This window comes from Rubritalea squalenifaciens DSM 18772, assembly GCF_900141815.1.
Taxonomy (GTDB): domain Bacteria; phylum Verrucomicrobiota; class Verrucomicrobiia; order Verrucomicrobiales; family Akkermansiaceae; genus Rubritalea; species Rubritalea squalenifaciens.
Genome location: NZ_FQYR01000006.1, coordinates 18,004 through 40,034 on the forward strand (window position 1 = coordinate 18,004; position 22,031 = coordinate 40,034).

General features: G+C 53.8%; 13 protein-coding genes. 2 read left to right on the forward strand and 11 right to left on the reverse strand.

Features of this window, described 5'->3' with window-relative positions:
- Nucleotides 1–71: 71 nt before the first annotated feature.
- Together BUB27_RS16100 and BUB27_RS16105 are read right to left on the reverse strand one after the other, a co-directional pair.
- Complete coding sequence (locus BUB27_RS16100; RefSeq protein WP_143184907.1) at nucleotides 72–1,922, reverse strand: sodium:solute symporter family protein; 1,851 nt, start codon at nucleotides 1,920–1,922, stop codon at nucleotides 72–74.
- A 57-nt stretch (nucleotides 1,923–1,979) separates the two neighbouring features.
- Nucleotides 1,980–2,243, reverse strand: coding sequence for a DUF4212 domain-containing protein (locus tag BUB27_RS16105; RefSeq protein ID WP_143184908.1), 264 nt, complete (start codon nucleotides 2,241–2,243; stop codon nucleotides 1,980–1,982).
- Nucleotides 2,244–2,464: 221 nt separating this feature from the next.
- Here BUB27_RS16105 and BUB27_RS16110 point away from each other — a divergent pair, with 221 nt between their 5' ends.
- Nucleotides 2,465–3,280, forward strand: coding sequence for a PEP-CTERM sorting domain-containing protein (locus BUB27_RS16110; RefSeq protein ID WP_143184909.1), 816 nt, complete (start codon nucleotides 2,465–2,467; stop codon nucleotides 3,278–3,280).
- A 54-nt stretch (nucleotides 3,281–3,334) separates the two neighbouring features.
- Here the strand turns inward: BUB27_RS16110 and mdoH are convergent, their stop codons facing one another.
- From mdoH to BUB27_RS16155, 9 genes are all read right to left on the reverse strand, one after another.
- Nucleotides 3,335–5,458 (reverse strand): glucans biosynthesis glucosyltransferase MdoH, encoded by a 2,124-nt coding sequence (gene mdoH, locus BUB27_RS16115; protein WP_143184910.1) that lies wholly within the window; start codon nucleotides 5,456–5,458, stop codon nucleotides 3,335–3,337.
- A gap of 10 nt (nucleotides 5,459–5,468) precedes the next feature.
- Complete coding sequence (locus BUB27_RS16120; RefSeq protein WP_159435020.1) at nucleotides 5,469–6,074, reverse strand: hypothetical protein; 606 nt, start codon at nucleotides 6,072–6,074, stop codon at nucleotides 5,469–5,471.
- Nucleotides 6,050–7,585, reverse strand: coding sequence for an OpgD/OpgG family glucan biosynthesis protein (locus BUB27_RS16125; protein ID WP_143184912.1), 1,536 nt, complete (start codon nucleotides 7,583–7,585; stop codon nucleotides 6,050–6,052). The genes BUB27_RS16120 and BUB27_RS16125 overlap by 25 nt, the downstream gene beginning before the upstream one ends.
- Nucleotides 7,586–7,688: 103 nt before the next feature.
- Nucleotides 7,689–8,252 carry a YceI family protein gene (locus BUB27_RS16130; protein ID WP_143184913.1) on the reverse strand — a complete coding sequence of 188 codons (564 nt, stop codon included), beginning with the start codon at nucleotides 8,250–8,252 and terminating at the stop codon, nucleotides 7,689–7,691.
- Nucleotides 8,249–9,088, reverse strand: a complete 840-nt coding sequence (locus BUB27_RS16135) for a hypothetical protein (RefSeq protein WP_159435021.1) — start codon at nucleotides 9,086–9,088, stop codon at nucleotides 8,249–8,251. Before BUB27_RS16135 ends, BUB27_RS16130 begins: the two co-directional genes overlap by 4 nt.
- Before the next feature lie 264 nt (nucleotides 9,089–9,352).
- Entirely contained in the window at nucleotides 9,353–12,397 is a 3,045-nt protein-coding gene (locus BUB27_RS16140; RefSeq protein WP_143184915.1) for a LamG-like jellyroll fold domain-containing protein, read from the reverse strand.
- A gap of 359 nt (nucleotides 12,398–12,756) precedes the next feature.
- Complete coding sequence (locus BUB27_RS16145) at nucleotides 12,757–14,376, reverse strand: fibronectin type III domain-containing protein (protein ID WP_159435022.1); 1,620 nt, start codon at nucleotides 14,374–14,376, stop codon at nucleotides 12,757–12,759.
- Between the two features lie 223 nt (nucleotides 14,377–14,599).
- Nucleotides 14,600–17,269 (reverse strand): fibronectin type III domain-containing protein, encoded by a 2,670-nt coding sequence (locus tag BUB27_RS16150; RefSeq protein WP_143184917.1) that lies wholly within the window; start codon nucleotides 17,267–17,269, stop codon nucleotides 14,600–14,602.
- A gap of 399 nt (nucleotides 17,270–17,668) precedes the next feature.
- Nucleotides 17,669–18,646 carry an alkaline phosphatase D family protein gene (locus BUB27_RS16155; RefSeq protein WP_159435023.1) on the reverse strand — a complete coding sequence of 326 codons (978 nt, stop codon included), beginning with the start codon at nucleotides 18,644–18,646 and terminating at the stop codon, nucleotides 17,669–17,671.
- Nucleotides 18,647–18,842: 196 nt separating this feature from the next.
- Between BUB27_RS16155 and BUB27_RS16160 the strand changes: the two genes are divergently transcribed.
- The gene (locus BUB27_RS16160) at nucleotides 18,843–21,968 is read left to right on the forward strand and encodes a discoidin domain-containing protein (RefSeq protein ID WP_143184919.1); all 3,126 of its coding nucleotides are present in this window, start codon (nucleotides 18,843–18,845) and stop codon (nucleotides 21,966–21,968) included.
- The last annotated feature ends 63 nt before the right edge of the window (nucleotides 21,969–22,031 follow it).

Genomic DNA, 22,031 nt, shown 5'->3' on the forward strand with positions numbered 1-22,031 from the left:
CAGATAGATTATCATTCAAAGCCTGCTGACTCGCCTGAGTCAGCAGGCTTTTTTGCCGGTAGGTTCTTGGCTTAGTGATGGCTTGCTTCTCCTGCCCCGGATGGGATGTGGATGTTTTCCACCATTTCTTTGACCTCTTCAGGCGGATCTGGAGTCAGATAGGAGACAAAGAAGGACACGACGAAGTTGATGATCATGCCGACGAAACCAATACCCTCAGGAGTAATGCCGCCTCTTGATTCGGTGGCGAAGAGGTATTGGTCAGGCGTGCCGTCCAGGAACTGGAAGTAGATGATGTACCCGAGGGTAAAGAGAATGCCACAGGCCATGCCGGCAATGGCTCCCTGTTTGTTCATGCGGCGGGAGAAAATGCCGATGAGCAAGGTGGGGAAGAAGGAAGACGCTGCCAAGCCGAAGGCGAAGGCGACTGTCTTGGCGATGAATGCTGAGGGTGGGTTGATGCCAAACCAGGTGGCTACACCGAGGGAGACGAAGGAGGCGATACGCGCGTAGTTCACCTCCTCTTTGTCTGAGAGGTCCGGCTTCACGATCTTCTTCATCAGGTCGTGGGAAATGGAGGTGGAAAGTACCAGTAGGAGTCCGGCTGCCGTGGAGAGGGCTGCCGCGATACAGCCAGCCATGAGTAGAGCGATCACCCACATCGGTAGGCCAGCCATGGATGGGTTTGCCATGACCATGATGTCGTTGCCGAAGTAGAGCTCGTTGGGGTTACTCGTGTCGGCCTTGTTTGCTAGCAGGCGTTCACCGTACTGGCCGATACGCTGGTTCTCTGGAGTGTCTGCCGGAGGGAAAGAGGGTTTGCCGTTCTCGCTGATGAAGACTTTGTTGTTCTTCCCATTGTCCCCGTGAGCGGGACCATGGATGTTGATCTTGCCGTCGTTGTTCTTGTCTACCCAGGCCATTTGCCCTGTGGCTTCGAACTCCTTGAGCCAGGATGGGGCTTCGGTGTAACTCTTGCCATTGAGGCTTTCAATGAGGTTCACCCGTGAGAACGCGCCGATCGTCGGTGCTGTGAGGTAGATGACGGCGATGAATGCCAGTGTCCAGCAGGCGGAGCGGCGTACGGCACGGACGTTTTTCACGGTGAAGAAACGTACGATAACGTGGGGCAGGCCTGCGGTGCCGCACATGAGGGCGGCAGTGATGCAGAACATGTTCATCTCAGAGAGAGAACCGTCCGTGTACTTGCTGAAGCCTAGTTCGGTATTGATGTTGTTAAGCCTGTCCAGGAAAGGAACTGGAGGGACTCCGTCCTTGGTATAATCGCCGATCAGGCCGAGTTGTGGGATAAAGTTGTTTGTCAGAAGGATGGCGATGTAGATGGCCGGGATGGTATAGGCAAAGGCCATCACGCAGTACTGGGCCACCTGAGTGTAGGTGATGCCTTTCATGCCGCCGAGACCTGCGTAAAAGAAGACGATGGAGGCGCCAATCACCACGCCGAGGGGAATGCCGATGCCGAAGAGCTGTGAGAAGACAACTCCGACTCCGCGCATCTGCCCCATGATGTAGGTCATACAGATGAAGATGGCGCAGAGCACGGCCACGAAGCGAGCGCTCTTGGAGTAATAGCGGTCGCCGATGAAGTCCGGCACCGTGGCTTTACCGAACTTTCTCAAGTAGGGAACCATGAGGACTGTCAAAAGGACGAAGCCTCCTGTCCACCCCATCAGGAAACGCGAGCCATCATAACCAGAGGAGGCGACCACGCCAGCCATCGAGATGAAGGTGGCCGCGGACATCCAGTCCGCTGCAGTGGCCATGCCATTGGCTAGAGGGGAGACTCCGCCGCCAGCCGTGTAGTATTCCTTGGTCGAGGTGGCGCGGGATTTGATGGCGATGACGATATAGATGGCAAAGGAAATGCCGATGAAGATGAGATTGAGCCAGTATTGTGACATGAGGTAGGAAAAGGTGAGGTGATAGATGCTTCTGGTAGATTCCTGGGCTTGCGGTGTTTACTCTTCTGAATAGCCGTACTTGCGGTCCAGGTTGTTCATCAGTGTGGCGTAGATGATGAGGATGAGTACGAAACCAATGATGGAGCCCTGCTGGGCCATCCAGAATCCAAAGGGGGCGTTGCCGATATTGGGCAGATGTTCATCCAGCCATTTGCGGAAGATGACTCCGCAGCCCAGCGAGATGATGAACCACGCTGCCAGCAGCGAGAGGGTGATCAGTAGGGAGGTATTCCTGTATTTTCGCGGGCGTTCTACTTGCATTGTTAGTGAAAACTGAAGTTCAGAGTAACTTAGACTCCTAAAGGTTTTGAAAATCGGGGGCAAGAGGAGAATTTGCCAGCCGGTGGATTCCAGCGGGTAGTTGAAATTGAAGAGATGATACGCTCAATCTGATGTTGTCATCTGTTTTTCAGTGGTTTATAGTATTATATCCTAAAAGTCGTGTTCTCTTCAGGAGCACGACAAAACCCCAAGATTGATTCATGAAAACCCCATCTATCTGTGTGCTGCTCGCGGCATCCACTCTCTGTGCGCATGCGGCTATTGTCTCTTCTTACAGCGCTGGTGTAGATCCGACGGCGGGTACCACTGGGGCTGCCGACCCTCTTTCCCAAGGCTGGGCTGCCTCGACAGGGTCTCCTGGGTCCTTCAACTATGGTGCAGACTCAACCAATGGTGGCTGGCGCATTACGGACGGCACTGCTGGGGGTGCGTTTTTCTACCAGCAAAGTTTGTCCGGCTCTGCGGTGACAGAGATGACCTCCTTTGGCTGGACGGCCACCTGGACGACGGCGGTCAACCGGGATGCTGTCAGTAGTTCGGGGGTGCCTAACGGTGTAAACGACTACTACAACGCAGGATCTAACCAAAACAACAATGCCTTCTGGCTGGAGGTGGCGGGTAATTACCTTTATGTACTCTCCTTCCAGAGTGATGCCGACGGCGATATCTTGATCTCTGATGGTACCAATACTTTCGATATTACTTCTGGGGTCGACTCTCTGAGTGACGAGCTGGGTACTGGTGCTCCTTCGGTCACTTACGTGACTTTCACCTTGAGCTATGATGTAGGCGGCGGGCAAGCTAGCCTGAGCGATAGCCTGGGTGGGAATCATGGGGTCGTGGCAACCTCCGGATCTGGTAGTACCAATCGTATTGTCTTTGGAGCCACGAGTAGTGGAGGACAAGGGTCAACCACCTGGAACTCAATCAGCGTGGAGTCGATCCCTGAGCCGTCCTCGCTCGCTTTGTTAGGTGCTGCGGGATTGCTTGGTCTGACCCGCAGGCGACGCAAGTAGCTCAACGTGGTCATTAAAAAGCTCCAACCTGCAAGAGGCTGGAGCTTTCTTGGTTTAGATGGCTGCGGAAACTTCTCTGATCGAGCGCCTCCACCATGGGCCGAGGCGAGCATCAGGTCTCAGCCAGGATTCGCGGTGAAGCCAGAGCATGCTATCGATGTCCGAGAGTACTTCCAGAGTCTCAGCGGTATCCAGGGAGGCTGGTCCCTCGAGCAGCAGGCGGTTCGCCAGGAGTTTTCGCTTGGCGGTGATCTCCAGGTCGTCCTTGGGGGCATCTGGCAGGCTGCCATAGACCTTGCTGCCTCGCTGCATACGGTAATGGTTTTTGCGGAGGAGGGAAATGTGGACTGCATTCAGGAAAGGATCCAATACGGCGGCAGTGATCCATCTGAATTTCTTCTCCTCGGAAGCGGTGTAATTCAGGGTGTCCGTGAGTTCCTTAGGCGGGCTGAACTCCGTGGGAACCATGAAGAGTCCCTCGCGCTTTGCTTCCATGCCCAGCTCCAAACGGCTGGTGAGTACCGAGATCGGGATACTCAGCCAGAGGCCGAGTAGTACAGGGAAAAGCCACCAGAAAAGAACGGGGCTGGTGAAGCCTGCCGCGAGGCCTGCGAGAATGCCAATTAGGCTCTGAAGGCCATGAGCAGAGAGAGCTTCGTACCAGTTGGTTCCTTGTGCTCCACGACGCTGGGCAGACCAGCCGACCGTTTTGCCGATGATATTTCCAATCACGAAGCGACTGAAGAACATCATCATGATGGGGGCGATGAGTGCGGACATGAGGGTCTCCATGATGGTGCTAGTGCAGGCATTGAACCATCCGCCAAAGCCATCTTTGCGCTCATTGTCGAAAGCCAAGTCAAACAGGCAGAGTAGCTTTGGTGTGAAAAGTAGAAAGAGGGTGATACCCAGTAGCATGATTCCGGCCGGGTTCGCAGCCGGGATATACATAGAGTTGATTCCTGCGTCATAGACTCTCCAGAAACTGACCATCATGAAGAGTAGCCAGAGTAGTGAGGACAGGTAGCAAAGAATACCGTTGGCCAAGTGTACTCTGGTTTTGCCGCGAAGACCCTTTGCCAACAGGAGCATGCCGTGTTGCATATTACCCTGACACCAGCGCTGATCACGCTGAGCTGATTCCACGATCCCTTGCGGCCCCTCCTCGTAAGAGCCGTCTAGGTCATGAGCGAGCCAGACGTCCCAGCCAGCACGGCGCATGAGCCCGGCCTCTACGAAGTCGTGTGAGAGGATGTGCCCACCGAAGGGCTTGCGGCCAGGGAGTTCGGGGAGGTCACAGTACTCCATGAAGGGGCGGAGGCGGATGATGGTATTGTGGCCCCAGCAGTTGCCGCCGTTGCTTTGCCAGAAGGCGAGACCTTCCATGAAGACGGGAGCGTAGAGCTGATGGGCGAATTGTTGCATGCGGCCATAGAGCGATTCTCCGTTCACGAGTGAAGGTACGGTCTGGATGATGCCCACCTGCGGGTTGGACTCCATGCGTTTGAGCATTTCCACAAGGCACTTGCCGGTCATGATGCTGTCCGCATCCAGTACCACCATGTAGCGGTAGCGTGTGCCCCAGGTGCGGCAGAAATCGGCCACGTTACCGCTCTTCTTGCCTGCGTTGTTAGATCGGCGGCGGTAGAAAATCCTCTCTTGGGCCTTGCATTCACGGCAGAGTTTGACCCAGGCTGCTTCCTCCGCCACCCATTGTTCTGGTTTGTTAGAGTCTGAGAGGATGAAGAAGTCGAAGCGCTCGCCGTGCTCTTCTTTGTTTACAGAGTCGAAGATGGCGCGGATGCCGGAAAAAACGCGTTCCACCGGTTCATTATAGATGGGAATAATGATGGCGGCTCTGGTGGTGTCCCGGATCTCGATCTCATCATCGGAATCTCGGATGGCAGATGGCATCCAAGTAAATTTGGATTTCATACGGCGCAGGGTGAAGCCGACGGCTGCATGGGTGAACCCGAAGGATAAGTAGGCAAAGAGCGTAGTGAACAGAATCCAGAGCAGGGTGGAGGAAAAGGTCCAGCCTAGACGCCATAGATAGTCGGCCATGAGGTATGAGCCCACGGAGCTAATTACGACGACGATGGAGAAGAAGGTAAAAGTGGGCCAGAAGTTGACAGAGCTTGGCTGGACTCTGCCTTGGCCGGAAGATTCGTTACTCATGTGGCGATTGTTAACGTGTGAAGATGAAGATGAGTAAGATCGTGGCACTGAATGCCAGCCAGAGTGTCCACTGGGCAGCCGTCTTCCGCATGGCGATACCCTCGAGAGTCTGGCTTGCTTTTTGGACGATTCCTAAATCGATAGGCTTGGGGTACATCTCGGTAAATGAGAACTTGGGGTTGGCTACCAGGTAGGCCTTCTGCATCTTTTTCTTCAGATCGTCAGGGACCGGTTCATCATGCAGGAACACATGTTGCCACGGAGTGTCTGCCTCCAAAAGCATGAGCGCGAGACGGCCTCGGGCAGAAAGGCGGTCGATGGGTTCTTCCTCGTTATCTCCCAGTACTTTTCTGAACCATTCCACGAGGAGGCGATCGGCCTCCTCTGCGGCTAGCTCGACGGGGAGGCGGCTTGGCTCCTGCTCGTGGCGCGTACTGGCTTTGCCTAGCACTTTGTAGACGAGTGAGCTGAGGAGAAGCTTGTTGTCGATATGAAGGGCAAGGAAATAGGTTTCTATTTTCCTGTAGGCTTCATTCCACTGTTCAAGGGTCTCCTCGCAGTCGGCCCAGCGCCCGCATGCGGAAGAAATATTCAAGGTGTCCACTGATAACTCCATATCTCAGAAAGGTTGGTTTGATTGGGGAGATCTTTTAGGAGGCAGTGTATCTGGGTGGGCTGCGTGGGATTCTGGTTCAAATCCAAGATGAATGCAACACGCCATCCTCCTGTATGGGGATTTTTGAAACACTGCGTCTCTGTAACCTTGGTTCCGCCGGTGGAGCTGACTTCGGCGGTGATGTTTGTGTTATCGGGAAGTTTGTTGAGATCTGGACCTGAGAAATCGAGGACAAAACGCCTGAGCGTTTCTGTCCCGGGAAGTTTCTCGATTCGAGTTGCGATGACCTGATTTGGGGAGAGCTGCTGCTCATGCGTTTTTTCCCAGCAGAGGCAGTAACTATAGCGGAGAGAGTCTCCTGCCTTGGGTGACTGGGCTGGTTGATAAAAGCTCACGATGTTATCCATGGCTTCATTGTTCGTGGGGAGCTCGATGAGCCGGATGCCGCCGGATGGCCATTCTCCTGAGGGTTCTACCCAGGTGCTGGGGGCCCTGTGCTGAGGATTCCCCAAATCCTGGTAGTTGTTAAAATCACGATCACGCTGCAGCAGTCCGTAGCCAACGAGTTCTTTGGCGTTAAACAGGGCATTACGAATCGCGTGATGATTGTAGAGCGGTCTCCAGAGAGTCTGCTGGTTGCGGTACTTGAGGAGTAGGCCGTCCGAATCATGAACCTCTGGTCGCCAGTCTGGGAAGGTGCGCTCACGGTGGTTTTCACCATACCAGAACATGGAGGTAAGTGGAGCGAGTCCCAGGCACTTGACTTCCTTACGGAAAAAGAGCGAGACGGTGATGGCTGCGCGGGTCGTCTCACCGGGGTGGATGATGAAGCGGTAGGCTCCAGTCACGCTGGGGCTGTCCAGTAGCGCGTATAGTGTGAAGCTCTTGTCCTCGGGCTTGGGCTGGATGAACCAGTATTCGGTGAAGTCCGGAAATTCTTCTGCGGCGCCGGGAGTGACAGAGTTGAGAGCTAGTCCTCTGGCTGAAATGCCATAGCTTTGGTCTTTGCCGAGTAAGCGGAAATAACTGGCTCCCACGAAGGAGCCTAGTTCGTCGTATTGGCCCTGCACGTCATTGAGCGGATGTAGGATTCTGAAACCGGCAAAGCCGTCTACATCGAACTGGGTTTTCTCGAGCTCAGGGATATCTTTGTAGTCGAAGTATTTTTTATCGAACGCGAGTGGACTGCTATTGCCGTCGTAGTCTACAATATTCATTTTGACCGGCTTCAGGAAGCGGTAGCCGGGGTGCATGAACTGAAGACGGAAGGGTAGCTCTTGCTCTGCCCAGAGAGTATTTTCCTGGGATGAGCGGATCAGTCTGTATCCATCGTAATCCAGTTCTGAGAGAGATTTCTCCAGCGGTGCTGGAGCTGAATAGGCTTTGCTGGCTTGTTGTTTGGCTTTGCCTTCAACGGTCTCAAAAGTAAACGGAGCCCCTAATGCAGAGAAAAGAGGAAGCAGAAGGATGGTGGGGCTAATGACTAGCGCAGAGAGAATGCTGGATCCCATCGAGGTAGTGTAGATGGCGTCCAACTACTTGACGAGGAGGAATATGCAAGCACGAAATTTGCTCGCCTGAAGACTTCCAGACGAGCGGGGAATGAGGTGGTGATTACTGTGCGGGCGACAGAGTCGCCTGAATATCAAGCTGGAAGCGCGGGTCGATCATCTGCTTGGGCGCGTCCTTGGGGAGAGGGCGGTAGTCTCTGAGTCTGAAGGTAGGGCTCATGCTGAGCTTCATCAGAGATCCATCCATGCTCCATTCAGCGTTGAATGTTGCTGGTTTGCTTTGTCCTTCGAAGGTCCATTTCCCGGAGATCTCGATTTCATGGTTAGATGATTTCTTGATCTCCTCTGATTGGAAGGAAATGGTTTTGGTCTCGGCGAACTGATGAGATTTTGCCAGTTCCTGGACGAAGGTTTCCTCGGAAGAACTGAGCTGGTTGATCTGGATCTCGAACTTCAGGCTGGCGGGAGCATCTTCCACGGGGCCGGACGTGGTGAGAGAAATGGGAGCCTTGGCGGAGAGAACTGGATTGGGCGGGGCGAGCCTCAGTGTCACGGTGCTGCCTTCCTGGCTTTGGTAAGTTTTGGGCTTAGGAGGAGCTGGCTTGCTAGGGCGCTGGCAGGATGCCAGGCCGACGAAGGCAAGGAGTGCAAGGAAACGGTAGATCATGACTCGAGAGTGTTTTGTTTTTGTTGATTAGCGATCAGTAGTCCCATGATCAGTGGGAGGGCCCAGTGTGGTGTTCGCACCAGTGTCTCAAAGAGCCACGGGTCGATGCCGTTGAATTTTTCAGCTGGGTTGTAGTGGTTGACTACGCGGGCAAGTGCGGTGACAAAACCCCAGAAGACCATGTAGTAGAATGAATACTTACGGATGCTGGCATAAGGAAGGAAGATGAGTGCTGCGGCAATGAAGTCCAGATAGCCAGCAGCAAGCAGGAAGGATTTGGAGATCCCCTCGGAGAGGCCGAGAATGTTCATGGACATCGTGACGAAGTTGGCCGGTACCGGGTGGTGGCCTACGGCATAGAGTCCGTGACCCACAAAGGTGAGGGCAATGACTGCTTTGGAAATCCAGTCAAAGCTGTTAGCTTCAATCCCTCTGCGAATGGCGATCAATAGGAGCAGTGGAGAAAAGGCCTGTAGAGCCATTTCTATCAGCATGCCGATCTGGTAGTCCTTTCCGTGCCAGGCAGCAAAGGCATGTAAAATGGTAAAGAAGGTGGCGACTACCAAGATGTCTGTTAGTCGGCGTGTATTCTTGCTGACGAAGAGGGCAGCTCCTCCGGCGACCATGAGGAAGATGCCAATGGCGCGGAACAGGAAGGTAATGTAAGGATCCGAGGTCTGGGAGAATTGAGCCCAGTCCATGTGCAGGAAGTAGTCGACCAGAGGGGTCATCCACTTTTCGGTCCAGAAGATTTCGCGCAGTGGGCAGTTCCAGCGGAGGTAGAGCCAGCCTCGGCAGAAAAGTGTGAGGAAAGTGGCGATCCTAAGGAGCCACATGAATGTCCTGTTGGTAAAATTCATGAGTGAGGTTTGTGAGTTTAGTTGAACCAAAAAGCCTGCTGAAGGCCAGAGATAACTTGGGGAATAGAGGGGGAAATGTTTCCTTTGCCCCGTTCTATTCCGTGGCGATTCCGCCAGATAGACTTGTCAGTTGTCTGAGGGTAAAAAATGTGGCTAGCACGATGCTAGCCACATGGGTTTGTAGGTAGTGATACGATGGCCGGATATCAGGTGGATCCCCGACCATCAGATATCAAATGCTTAATAGGAGCTGTAGAGGGTGGATACTTCACCGTCTGTGAGGGCACCATCGTAGAACCTGAAGTCGTCCACAGAACCCTGGAAGAAGTTTCCTTCATTTCGGTTGGTGCCGAGGTGGATACCATCAAATAAGGTGTCGGCTACTCCGCTCAGCGTCTGAACGAGCTGACCGTTGTAGTAGAGTTTGGTGGTGGAGCCGTCACAGGAAACAACCAGATGAACCCAAGTATTCAGCGGAGCGGCACCAAAGCTTACGGTCTGGCTACCACGGTATTGGAAGCCATTGCCCATATCGATCTGGAAGGTGCTTCCAGTATTTGGGGTGTGGTTGCTGAATACAGAGGAGTAGACGCTTTGACCATCTGCTCCAGATTTCGCCCAGAGGGCTACAGAGAAGGAGCCTGAGTTTGTAAGGTCGAAATCGGCACGGTCATCTACCCCGTCGAAATCGAGTGCTCCTCCTGTGACTCCAGAACCAGACCAAGTGGCTCCAGAAACGGTGCCGTCGTTAGAGTTTCCGCTGGAGTCTGCAGCCACAGTTCCAGAGGTTTCATCAAGATTCCAATGAACAAGGTTTGTCGCTGGTGGTGGTGTAGGACCGCCGGCGCGTAGCAGCTTCATGCTCAGGTCAAAGCTGATGTCCGAACTGGATGTGTTTTGGTTGTGGATTTCCACGGCGATGAGGTTGCTGCCTTCTACGAGCTGGCTGCCGTCGACAACCACATTCTCGACAGAGTTGTCCGCTGAGAAAGTGCTAGTTCCTGTTAGGTAGTCGATCGGGCCGGAAGGCAAAAGGGAAGTCCTGTGTACTTCGACGCCGTTGATGTAGATTACAGCGGCATCATCGTAGAGGAGGTCAAACTCAACTCCTGTAACACTCGCAAGGTCGGATACGTTTACTACCTTACGGAAGTAGTAGGTGATGTGACCACTTTGTACGGCTGTTGCTTCATCTCCATCGCCAAAGCCAAGCTGGGCGTTGCCGGATGGCCAGGTCTCGGTGACTCCAGGCTGGCGCCAGGCTGTGCCTTGGTCAGAGCCGTCGTCTTTGTAGTTCCAGGCGGAGCCGTAGGCGAATACAGGCTCGATGGTTGGATCAGCATGGTCGTAGCTAAGGGAAGCTCCTGAGAAGGAGGTGGTTCCTTTTACCAATACGTAGTAGATGCTGTTAGTCGGAGAAGTCACAAAAGCGGACTCCTCGTTGTCTGCTCCGGTGGAGGAGAGGTCGAAGTCCGTTGTGGTGGGAATGCCGCCGGCCTTCACATAGATGTCTGCATTGCCAGTACCACCAGTGAGGGTGATATCCAGATCATAGGAGCCCTCTGGGAGCGTGATGCGGTAGAGCAGTTCGTCCCCAGCGTTTCCTGCTAGACCAGTTTCGGCGACTTCTTTGCTGAGGTTGACAATCGGCGTGCTGGTTCCGCCATCGCCTGGCACCGTAAGAACCGTGCCGGAGGATGGATTCCAGAGCTGGAGGTTTGTCGGGATGGCAAACGGATCAGCATCAGTGTTGCTGCCGGTATTGGCTTCCTGATTGTTGACGACGATGGTGCGGAGATCGATGCGGTCATCAAACACCTGCACCCAGTCGAAGCTCATGAAGGAGCCTGCGGCGAGAGTCCAGGTCTTGCTGTCGTCAGCCGCGCGGAGTGGGGCACCCCAGCAGCCTTCACCAGTGTAGATCGTGGCATTAGGATCAGAGGCAGAAACCTCGATGAAGCCTTCGTCACTGCCTGTACCCGTGGAGGGCATGAGTGGAGCGGTGCGCTTGACGACGTGGGAGTCGGACTCGAAGACGAGATCCATACCGTGGTCGTAGAAGAGCTGGGCCCAGTTGTTGTATTCATCAGAGCCTTCGGATTTGGCGGACTGGTGAGGGCGCATCGGCTTGTGGTAACCAGCAGTCAAATGGCGTGTGGTGACGCTGTTATTGTTCAGGTCGTTCTGAAGCCAGCTGAGCTGGGTGCCACCAGCGGACATCTCAGAGTTGAGCACGTAGTAGCGCATCAGGTTTCCGCCGATGTTGATGGCGTAGTAGTTGTCGCTCGTGGTGTCGAAGAGGTTGTAGACGGTCTGGTTTCCGCCGCTCTCGTGATTGCCGCGGTGAGGAAGGATTGGGAAAACTCGGCCATCTGAGGTGATGGTTTCCTGCCAGTCGTCGAGCCATTCCTGCCATTCGATGTTGTTGTCACTGTTGATCATGTCGCCAGTGAAGGAAACAAAGAGTGGGCGGAGCTTGCCGACGAGACGGTTGGCCTGCTGGCGTGGAGTGCGGTTGTTACGGGAGTCACCGCCGGCACAGAAGGTAAATGGCTGTGGTGTATCCGGTGCGGTGCGGAAGTAGTAGCGCTCACTGACTCCGGAGCCGTCTTGTACTAGGAAGTAGTAGTTCGTGTCAGGTGTGAGGCCTGAGAGGCGTGCGAAGCAGTTGTCCATGCCACGGAAGCTGACTTGGCGGTCGACGGTCTTGCTGAAGGCATAGCTGCCTGCGTCTGTGCCGTGGTCCACGGTATCGTAGTAGACGGTGCCGGCATTTCCAGAGATCTGCTCCCAGCCCACAGTTGCCGTAGTGGATGGATCATTGACCCAGACTACCCGGTAGCGTTGTGTGGCAGATGCTCCGCCGGATCCGTTAGGATCGGTAATCGTGGCCGTAAGGGTGTAGCCAGCATTTCCATTATCGGTTGTATTGACGCCGATGTGGTAGGTTGCGCCGGGTACCAGAGCCGGGGATGAGTTGGCATCGATTACGACGGACTCGTTAGAAGTGGGCATATTCGGGCGGAAGTCCCAGTCGTTGGTCGTGGGGTTAGCGCCTTGTTTGATGTAGAGGTCGCCATCCTTGTTGTTTGTGCCAACAAGATCGACTTCGAGCATGGTGGCTGTGGATGGTACCTGGATGGTGTAGTAGACCCAGTTGTTCTTTCTGACTGAGTCAGTAACCGTCGAGCCGCTGGTGAGCGGCGTCTGTGCCAGCGCGAGCGGAGTAATCACCGCGCAGCAACCGAGCATGGTCGGTAATAGGGTTATTGGTTTTAGTTTCATGTGTATGGATGTTCAATTTAGGTATTGGACGTGGGCACTTGCCCGATACCTAACAAAGCAAGAAAAGGTTACGCTAAGGTTACGGGGTGGTGGTGAATTCGCGCAGAAATTGGGAGGTTTGCGTGTCGAGGGATAGTCTGAATGGCTGTAGTTCCTTGGGCTGTATAGCTTGGTGAAGTTTTTGTGTTATAGCTTGTTGTTGGTTCTGGTGTGCTGAATTTAAAGTTTGAGGTTGTCGAATAGCATACACCTCATGATGAGGTGTCTCTTGAGGCTATCAGGCAAAGGGCACGGAAAAGGGAATGAGCTTCGTAAAGCCCATTCCCCTCTCTAAGTTACGCTATGAAAATGTAGTGAAATTAGTCTCCTGGTACGGTGAGGACCGTGCCGGATTCCGGCTCCCAAAGTTCCAGGTTGGCTGGGATGTTGAACGGTGTCTCGTCTGTGTTTTGGCCTACCTTGGCTTCTTTGGCGGAAACTTTAACCGTGCGTAGCTCGATGCGGTCCTTGTGGACATGAGTCCAGTCAAAGCTGTTGAAGGTGCCAGCGGCGGCGATCCATGGCTTTAGGTCTTGGGCTGCACGCAGAGGTGCACCCCAGCAGCCCTCACCTGTGTAGACGGTGGCTTTCGGGTCGTTGGAGGATTCAATGAATCCCTCAGTGCTGCCTTCGCCATTGAATGGTCTGACGGGCTTGGTGCGTTTCACCGCGTGTGAGTCGGACTCAAAGACTAGATCCACGCCGTGCAGGTAGAAAAGGGGAGCCCAGTGGTCATACTCGTCGGTACCTTCTTTTTTAGCTGCGACAACGGGGCGCATCGGTTTGTGGTATCCGGCGACAAGGTGTCTGGTCTTGCTGGAATGAGAGCGAAGGTCTGTCTGTAGCCAGTCGAGCTGTTCTCCGCCAGCACTGATCTCAGAGTTCAAGACATAGAAGCGCATCAGATCACGGCTGAAGTTGAGCGCGTAGTAGTTGTCCGGGGTGGTATCAAAGAGATTGTAGATGGTACTATTGCCGTTTCTCTCGTGGTTGCCCCGATGTGGAAGGATAGGAATGATGCGGCCATCATGGGTGATGGTTTGCTGCCAGTCATCCAGCCATTCATGCCACTCGACGGAGATGTCTTGGTTGATCATGTCGCCAGTGAAGGCGACGAAGAGCGGGCGAAGCTTGGAAACGAGGCGGTTGGCTTGTTGACGAGGTTCCCGGAAGTTTCGTGAATCGCCTCCTGCGCAGAAGCTGAATGGTTTCTGTTCTGTTGCGGCGGTCTGGAAGTAATAGCGGTTGCTGGTGCCTGACTGGTCTTGGATGACGAAGTAGTACTTGGTGTCTGGCTGGAGTTTTTCCAAGCGGACGAAACAATTGCGCATGTCGAAGTGTTTGATCTCGCGGTCGACGGACTTTTTAAAGGTATACTTGGAGGCGTCTGTGCCGTGGTCCTGGGTGTCGTAGTAGACTGTGCCAGCCTCGCCGGAGATTTGCTCCCAGGCTACTGTGGCTGTCGTGGCAGGGTCATTAACCCAAGTAATGCGGTAGCGGCGGGTAGCGGATGGGGTGCCGCCATCACTGTTTGGTAGAATGAATGCCGCACGGAGGCTGTACTCGGCTTTCTTATCCAGCTGGCTGCCTACCGCGATGTGGTAGGTGGCGCCAGGGACGAGTTTAGGATCTGAGTTTGCATCGATGGTGACTAGCTCGTTGGCTCCTTGTACGAAGGGGCGGAAGTCCCAGTGATCTCTGGTAGGTTTTCCATCCTTGCGGATATAGAGGTCCGTGTCCTGATCTGGCTTTACGTTTGCCAGTGAGACCTCAAGCCCTTCTGCGTTTTCTGGTACTTGGATCGTGTAATGGACAAGACGTGACTTGTTGACGGCGTCTCTGACGGAGATTCCGTTATTCAGAGGTGTCTGGGCAGAGACGTTTACGCTGAGTAGCGTAAAGACTGCCGCAGAGATCGTGAGGAAATGACTGCGTTTCATGTGAGTAGAGATGGTGAGGTGAGGTTGGGGAGCATGTGTGCCCCCATCCATACGTCACAAGATAGCGTATTTTAACGAGATATTATAAGTAATTTGCGCATGATTTATGTGGTCCTGCGTCCATGCTCTATTTTGAGGCGTATCAACGGGCACAAAAAAATGTGGTCAGGAGGCCTGACCACATGAGGTTATCAAAGAGTTCCTAGCTTACGATCTGCAGAGATTACTGCGCACTGCGGTTGACCAGCATGTTCAGATCGAAACTGATGTCCGAGCTGGAGGTGTTCTGGTTGTGGATCTCCACAGCAATGAGGTTGTTTCCTTCTACCAGAAGGCTGCTGGCGACATTCACGGTTTCGGTGGAGTTGTCAGCGGAGAAGGTGGAAGTTCCTGTCTGGTAGTTGATCGGGCCGGATGGCAGCAGTGAGGTTCTGTGAACTTCTGTGCCGTTGATGTAGATCACCGCGGCATCGTCATAAAGAAGGTCGAACTGAATGCCGGTAATGTTACTGACATTTGTGATGTTCACTTCTTTACGGAAGTAATAAGTGATGTGGCTTCCTTGAAGGGTAGTGCTTTCATCACCGTCGCCATAACCAAGCTGGGCGCTGCCGGATGGCCAGGTCTCAGTAACGCCGGGTTGACGCCATGCTGTACCTTGATCTGAACCGTCGTCCTTGTAGTTCCAGCTAGCGCCGTTGGAGAAAATGGTTTCGTCCGTGGTGCTCGGCGGAGGAGTTTCTCCAGAGCGAGTGGTCAGCATTTGCAGGTCGAAGCTGATGTCCGAGCTCGTGGTAGAGCGGTTGTGCACTTCTACTGCGATGAGGTTGGCTCCCTCTACGAGGAGACTTGGGCTGACGCTGAAGTTCTCCGTGGCGTTGTCACTGGAAGTAGCAGTTGATGGAGTATTGTAACTGAAGTTAGTTCCGGCATCCATGGTGGCGGTGCGGTGCACTTCGGTACCGTTGATGTAGATGATGGCTCCATCATCAAAGAGCAGACTGAAGTCGAGGTCGGTCACGTCAGCAACATTCGTGATGTTGATTTCCTTGCGGAAGTAGTAGGTGAGGTGGCTGCTCTGCAGAGTGGTCGTTTCATCACTATCGCCGTAGCCAAGTTGAGCACTGCCAGAAGGCCAAGTCTCAGTGACCCCGGATTGACGCCATGCGGTGCCTTGGTCGGAGCCGTCATCCTTGTAGTTCCAGGAGGAACCGAAGGCGATGGTCGTTTCCTGGTTACCAGGATTAGGGTTGCCGCCTGTGCTGTCGTCACCCGGAACGGAGAGAACGGTGCCGGAGGCTGGAGTCCAGAGCTGAAGGTTGCTCGGGATGGCGAACGGGTCGGCATCTGTGTTGCTACCAGTGTTGGCTTCCTGGCTGTTTACTACCACAGTACGCAGGTCGATACGGTCGGAGTATACCTGTACCCAGTCGAAGCTGTTGAAGGAGCCCGCAGCAAGAGTCCAGTTCTTGCTGTCGTCTGCTGAGCGGAGTGGAGCACCCCAGCAGCCTTCACCTGTGTAGACGGTAGCATTTGGGTCAGAGGAGGAAACCGCGATGAATCCTTCGTCACTACCTGCACCAGTGGAGGGCATGAGTGGACCTGTACGCTTAACGACGTGGGAGTCAGACTCGAAGACGAGGTCCATGCCGTGGTCGTAGAAGAGCTGAGCCCAGTTGTTGTATTCGTCAGAACCTTCGGATTTGCCTGACTGGTGTGGGCGCATTGGTTTGTGGTAGCCAGCACAGAGGTGGCGTGTGGTGCCGCTGTTGCTGTTCAAGTCGTTCTGCAACCAGCTGAGCTGGGTGCCGCCTGCACTGACCTCTGAGTTGAGGACATAGAAGCGCATGAGATCGCCACCGATGTTCAGTGCGTAGTAGTTGTTAGAGGTGGTGTCGAAGATGTTGTAGACAGTCTGGTTGCCACCACTCTCGTGGTTACCACGGTGAGGGAGGATTGGGAAGATGCGGCCATCAGAAGTGATCGTCTCTTGCCAGTCATCCAGCCACTCCTGCCATTCTACGGCAACATCACTGTTGATCATGTCGCCGGTGAAGGCAACGAAGAGTGGCCGAAGCTTGCCAACAAGGCGGTTGGCCTGCTGGCGTGGAGTACGGTTGTTACGGGAGTCACCGCCAGCACAGAAAGTAAATGGTTGAGCTGTGGCCGGAGCGGTGCGGAAGTAGTAACGGTCACTGACGCCTGAGTTGTCTTCGATGACGAAGTAGTAGTTGGTGTCAGGGGTGAGGCCGCTGAGGCGTGCGAAGCTGTTATTCATGCCGTGGTAGGAAACCTGGCGGTCGACAGTCTTGCTGAAAGAGTAGTTTGCAACCGTGGTGCCGTGATCGCTTGTGTCAAAGTGAACGGTGCCTGCGCTGCCAGCGACCTGCTCCCAGCCGATAGTGGCTGTGGTGGACGGGTCAGTTACCCAAGTGACACGGAGACGGCGTACGTCTGCTGCACCGCCAGGATTGCCGCCACCATTAGGATTGGTGACTGTCGCGGTCAGGGTATAGCCGGCAGAGCCCTTGTCTGCCGTGTGGATGCCGATGTGGTAGGTAGCTCCAGGGGCAAGCACCGGGTTGGAGTTGGCATCGACAGTAACGGACTCGTTACTGCTGTTTTGGTATGGGCGGAAGTCCCAGTTACTAGTAGTAGGGTTAGCTCCCTGACGGATGTAAAGGTCAGCATCCTTATTGTTCGTGCCGACGAGGTCGACTTGAAGACCTGTGCTGGTGGATGGAACTTGGATGGTGTAGTAGTTCCAGTTGTTCTTACGAACTGAGTCTGTGACTGTGGAGCCACTCGTCAGTGAGGTTTGTGCTGCCGCTACTGCTGTTAGGCAGGCGAAGCTACCGATCATAGCCGGTATCAGGTTTGTTTGTTTGTTCATTATGGTGTTATCATGTTCATTGCCCTGTGATGAGACTTCAGGCAGTGATTTACTGCGATGGGGTGCAGCAAAAGGGGTAGATGCATAGGGATGATGTTACTTTCAAATAGCTGAGTATGTGAGCGATAATCCAGATGCGTCGTTCTTTGAGAGGGGTTTGTATCATTAGAGAGGAGGTATACAAAGTGACGAAAGTGTTGGAATGATCTGTCTATCTGATTGTGACAGAGTTGATTGAGGTTTTTTGTGTGACATGTTCTAGTGTAAGTGTCTCGTGTTCAGCGAGGTGAGTGGTTAGAGGGGGGCTCGGGGTGAGTGGGGTGTCCTGTTTCGACTTGTTAGATAGGGCTCTGTGACAATTTTCAGTCTTGACCAGATGAGTAACTTCGAGCGCTAAACTCAGTGAGAAATCTCCGAAAGGCGGAGGGTGTGGGTGAGTATGATGTTCTCCTCAAGGTCACGCACGGTGAAGGTGGCGCTGGGATCCTCGGACCATTGGAAAGTAATGGATGCGTAGCTGTGTTTTGCGTGGGCTACTTGAGTTCTGTACAGGTTTGGTAGATGATCCTCGTCCTGGTTGATGCCGGCATGGGTCCATTCGTGGACGGGGTAGGAGAGGAGGTCATTGCGCTGAGATGTTTCGGCAAAATGTTGGTCGCCTGAAATAAAGATGAGGCCGCTGGTCTTCTTTTGGCGGAGTAGCGAGAAAAGCCTGTCTTGTTCAGTGGGGACATCAGCCCAGCCTTCGAAGCGGGTGCCGGAGGGGAGGAGAACTTGTTGGGAGGACACGATGAGGCGAAACTCAGAGGCTTTATCCAATTGCTGAGCTAACCAGAGCCACTGTTGCTCATCGAGTACACGGGTATCAGAGTTGGCGTAGCGGGTGTCGAGCATGATGACTTGGACACGTTTGCCAACTGGTCCGAAGATTTGAGCTGAGTATACTCCGGGCTGGCTGCGGACTTGGGGGGCGTCTGGGAAGCCCCAGAAGTCCATGAAGATCGTTTTGGATTCATCGCGCTTCGGGTAATGGGCCCCGGCAGAGTCTTGGCCTAGATCGTGGTCATCCCAGGTGGCCATGGTGGGGATGTGCGAGATGGCTTGGAAGGCTTCCAGTTCGGCGAGTTGTAGATAGTCCTGCTTCAGCTGGAGCATGCTGTCGGTATCGGCATAAATATTGTCTCCCATCCAGAGCATGAGATCAGCATCGAGTGTCGCATATTTATCTAGTGCTGGAGCAGGCTCGTAATGGCGGAGACAGGCTAGGATGCCGATCGTTTTCAGGGGCTTGGTAGTTTCACCGCTGGCGGGTGATACGCTGGATGGCACTCTGGAGAAGAGCGTGATGATGAGTCCGATAAGCAAGGTGAACCTCATTCCGAAACCCTATGTAATGTGGGGCCCGGGTAGAAGGTGTCTGTGGTGTCAAATTAGCCAAGGATAGGGAATATAAAGTGGAATGTCGTGGAATGAAATGAAGCAAGCGAACGGGCTGTCGTATGGAGAGTAACCTGATTTCTAAATGGTTCTCCGCCCATTTTGGAAGTAGGATAACCTTTCACGTATTGTTGGAATGAGAACCACTTTTCAGAAAAACGGGCTTCGCGCCTTAGGAGGATCTATTGTCTTGTTTACTAGTATTGCAGTCATGGCTGAGGAGGTGAAGTGGCCACCTGTCAAGTCGGCCTCGATCCAGTTGAGCAAGAAAGGAGAGGCTCAGAAAGCTGCGGCTGGTAAAGAGCTGTGGGAGGCGAGTCAGGCGCACATGGTGGCCAAGGGAAGCGCGCAAGGATTGCTACTGCTAGAACCTGGAGGAAAGATTACTCGGGAGCTTCCTGTTGACGTTGCCTCGGAGAGTTACCTGTGGCTGTCTACAGAAATAAGAGGAGTTGTGGGTAAGGGTGATAAGCCGGGTTCTGTGATTTTATCCGTGTCTGAAGCTGGTCAGAGAGAGGTTCTTACTTGGCGTACGGAGTCTGTTACTCAGACGGCTCAAAAATCAGAGAGTATAGGCATCAGGGCGCAAGCGCCTTATCCGCATAACCGGCGTGTGGCGGACCTTGCCGTGGATGGCAACCGTGGGAGCGAGTGGGTTTCCGTTTATCCTAGTGACTGGCAGAAAGAATTGGCTGTAGAAATCGAGCTCGACAGTGCGGAGATGATAGGTGGTTTGGCCTATCTCCCGAGACAGGGCTCATTGAGTTACGGTCAAATATACAGCTATGAAATTCAGGTCCGACCCAGCGCGAATGATCCATTCGTGACCGTCGCCAAGGGAGACTGGGATGAGACGAAGAAAGAAAAGCTAGCTCAGTTTGATAAAGAGGTGTTAGCAAAAACGATCCGCTTGGTCGGGCATAAGACCAAGTCAAATGCTAAGCCTGGTCAGAAAGCTCAGATTGTTCTCTCCGCCTCAGAGATTCGCCCTTTGTATGCTGGGGAGCAAAAGGAAAAGGCCAAGAGTCAGCTCTTGAAGTCGGTGTTAGGTGCAGAGGATATTTCCCGCCTTCAGGGAAAGAAGGTGAGCGTGGAGATCCAGAATGTGGGGAGTGTTCCAATTTTGTTAGGTAAGCTTTCTCATGGGCTTCAGCCATTAGATCTGCCAAAAAGGAAATACAAGCCGCGTCACAGCCAGTTCATCGACTTGAATGCCATTGGGTTGGTGTGCAGGACATGTCCCGCAGAGCAGTGGCCTGTTTCTCAAGTGTTTTCCATTACGGAGGGCCAGCCTTCCAGTAAGTCTGAATTAAAGCTCGGAGATTTGATTGTCGGGGTTGGTGGTGAAGATCTGCAAGCACCCGTGCTAAATGCCACACGTTATCCTTTGGCAGAGGAATGGATGAAGCGTCATCACGAGGCCGTCATTGCCCGTCATTATTTCAAGGCTCTGCAAGGTGGTGGCGTGCTGAGTTTTGAGGTGATTGATCCGCGCAGTGGTCAGCGCACTGAAAAGGTGGTGAAGCTGGATCATGTGAGCGGTTCTGACTATCAAGGATTCCCGTTGGCAGGTGCGGCTGCTGACCAACTTTATCAGGACTTGATTGACCGGATTGTAAGAGACCAGAAGCCAGATGGCTCCTGGGGGACCATGCCAGCCAACAGTGATGAGATGTATGGAATATTGGCTCTCTTGGGAACGAAGGATCCGCAGCATCGTGAGCGTATCTACAAGGCTGTGGATTATTTGCTGAAGCACGAAAAGCCCAGTGCGCATTCCAAGTATCTGGGCTTGTGGGGGACCGCCTTTCAGACGATTGCTTTGGGGGAATACGCCTTGGCCACAGGAGATCCAAGGGCGGTGGCGTGGCTCGACCAGATTTGTACAGGGATCACACAGGGCGGCCATGTGAATAAGAACTACTATTTTACTTACGGGCATGACCTGCGGGTCCTGCCTTACGGATCAGGCGGCTTGATTGCTCCTTTGTCCCACTTTGTGGTTGGTGATGCCTTGGCTGTTAGGCTGGGTGTGAAGTCCAGAGCTTGGGATTATGCGGGGCCCTATATCAAGGCAGCCTGGGCGGGTAAGCGTCCCTATGGTCAGCAAGCGATTGGCTATGGTGCGCCCTCGAGTGGTGCTGGTGCGGACCAGGCTTGGTGCCGCAGTGGCCTGATTGGTGTGGCTGCTACGATCTATGATGTAGAGCCTGAAATGCGCAAGGGTATCGCCGGCTTTATGAGAAATCAATATGGCTTCATGCGCCGCAGTCATGGTTACGGAAACATTGGCTGCTACCTGGGGCTGATGGGCTTGGCCGGTACGGACAAGGAAGCTTTTGAGGAGGTCATGGAGGCGATAGCTCCCATCATTGCCATGCAGTGGAGGCGTGGACAGGGGCTGCTCCATGTTGAGCCGCAAATCACCAATGTTGCCTGTGCAACAGGCAAGGGTAGTGAGGATGCCTATAGTTATGCGATGGCTGTTGTCCTGAGTATCAGAAACCAGGGACTTCATGTGACAGGCGGAAAAGAGGTCAACTGGATGCCCTATCCCAAGGGCACGAAGCCTCCGGCTCCACAGCTGATTTGGAAGGAAGGTGGAGTGGATGTAGCTAGTGCCTCGATGTTTAACTTTGTCACCGCCGTTCATACGACTGATGGGACTCAACCTACCGCCACGAGCCCAGAGTGGAAGCCGGGAATGCTGGTCGAGAGCGAGACCCTGACGGTAGCATACAAAACCAAGGAAGGTGTCGTGGGAAATGCTTCTACCATTACCAGTGATGCTGGTGATAGTCCGGCCCGCTGGAAAGTAGTCGAAGCTGATCTTGGGTTTCCCAAGGAAATTGTTGGGCTGGACTCGGACGCGTTTTCTCTGGAGAGAGCGCAGTATGCATTCGACGGGAATCCTACCACGGCGATGCGGAGCAACACGTCTAATACCAACAAGGGGCAAAAGCTCTGGACGGTTACAGTGGATCGAAGAGGCGCGGCCGCCGGAAAGAGGTCCGGCATTCTATCCATTACCTTTCCCCGAGCTCAGAAAGAGCGCAAGACCGTCGATGACTCCGTGAAACATGTCTGGATCGAAACCAGTCAGAATGGAACCACTTGGACGACTGTGTTCCGCGGTGAAGTTCCCGAGGACCGTAAGATTGTTCCAGGCGGGCAGCTAAAGTCACGCTACATGAGGTTTCACCTGAGCAGCTATGGAGGGAATCTGATTATGCCGGATCCCGTGTTTAAATTCGCGAAGTAGGGTAGGAGCATTCTTTCTGCACCTTTTGGATCATCCTTGTCTGGATGGAGTGTGGTGTTATGA

Coding starts and splice junctions, on each gene's coding strand:
- BUB27_RS16150 (WP_143184917.1), bottom strand. CDS start 17,269: ATGAACAAACAAACAAACCTGATACCGGCTATGATCGGTAGCTTCGCC.
- BUB27_RS16145 (WP_159435022.1), bottom strand. CDS start 14,376: ATGAAACGCAGTCATTTCCTCACGATCTCTGCGGCAGTCTTTACGCTA.
- BUB27_RS16125 (WP_143184912.1), bottom strand. CDS start 7,585: ATGGGATCCAGCATTCTCTCTGCGCTAGTCATTAGCCCCACCATCCTT.
- BUB27_RS16120 (WP_159435020.1), bottom strand. CDS start 6,074: ATGGAGTTATCAGTGGACACCTTGAATATTTCTTCCGCATGCGGGCGC.
- BUB27_RS16160 (WP_143184919.1), top strand. CDS start 18,843: ATGAGAACCACTTTTCAGAAAAACGGGCTTCGCGCCTTAGGAGGATCT.
- BUB27_RS16140 (WP_143184915.1), bottom strand. CDS start 12,397: ATGAAACTAAAACCAATAACCCTATTACCGACCATGCTCGGTTGCTGC.
- BUB27_RS16110 (WP_143184909.1), top strand. CDS start 2,465: ATGAAAACCCCATCTATCTGTGTGCTGCTCGCGGCATCCACTCTCTGT.
- BUB27_RS16130 (WP_143184913.1), bottom strand. CDS start 8,252: ATGATCTACCGTTTCCTTGCACTCCTTGCCTTCGTCGGCCTGGCATCC.
- BUB27_RS16105 (WP_143184908.1), bottom strand. CDS start 2,243: ATGCAAGTAGAACGCCCGCGAAAATACAGGAATACCTCCCTACTGATC.
- BUB27_RS16135 (WP_159435021.1), bottom strand. CDS start 9,088: ATGTGGCTCCTTAGGATCGCCACTTTCCTCACACTTTTCTGCCGAGGC.
- BUB27_RS16100 (WP_143184907.1), bottom strand. CDS start 1,922: ATGTCACAATACTGGCTCAATCTCATCTTCATCGGCATTTCCTTTGCC.
- BUB27_RS16155 (WP_159435023.1), bottom strand. CDS start 18,646: ATGAGGTTCACCTTGCTTATCGGACTCATCATCACGCTCTTCTCCAGA.
- mdoH (WP_143184910.1), bottom strand. CDS start 5,458: ATGAGTAACGAATCTTCCGGCCAAGGCAGAGTCCAGCCAAGCTCTGTC.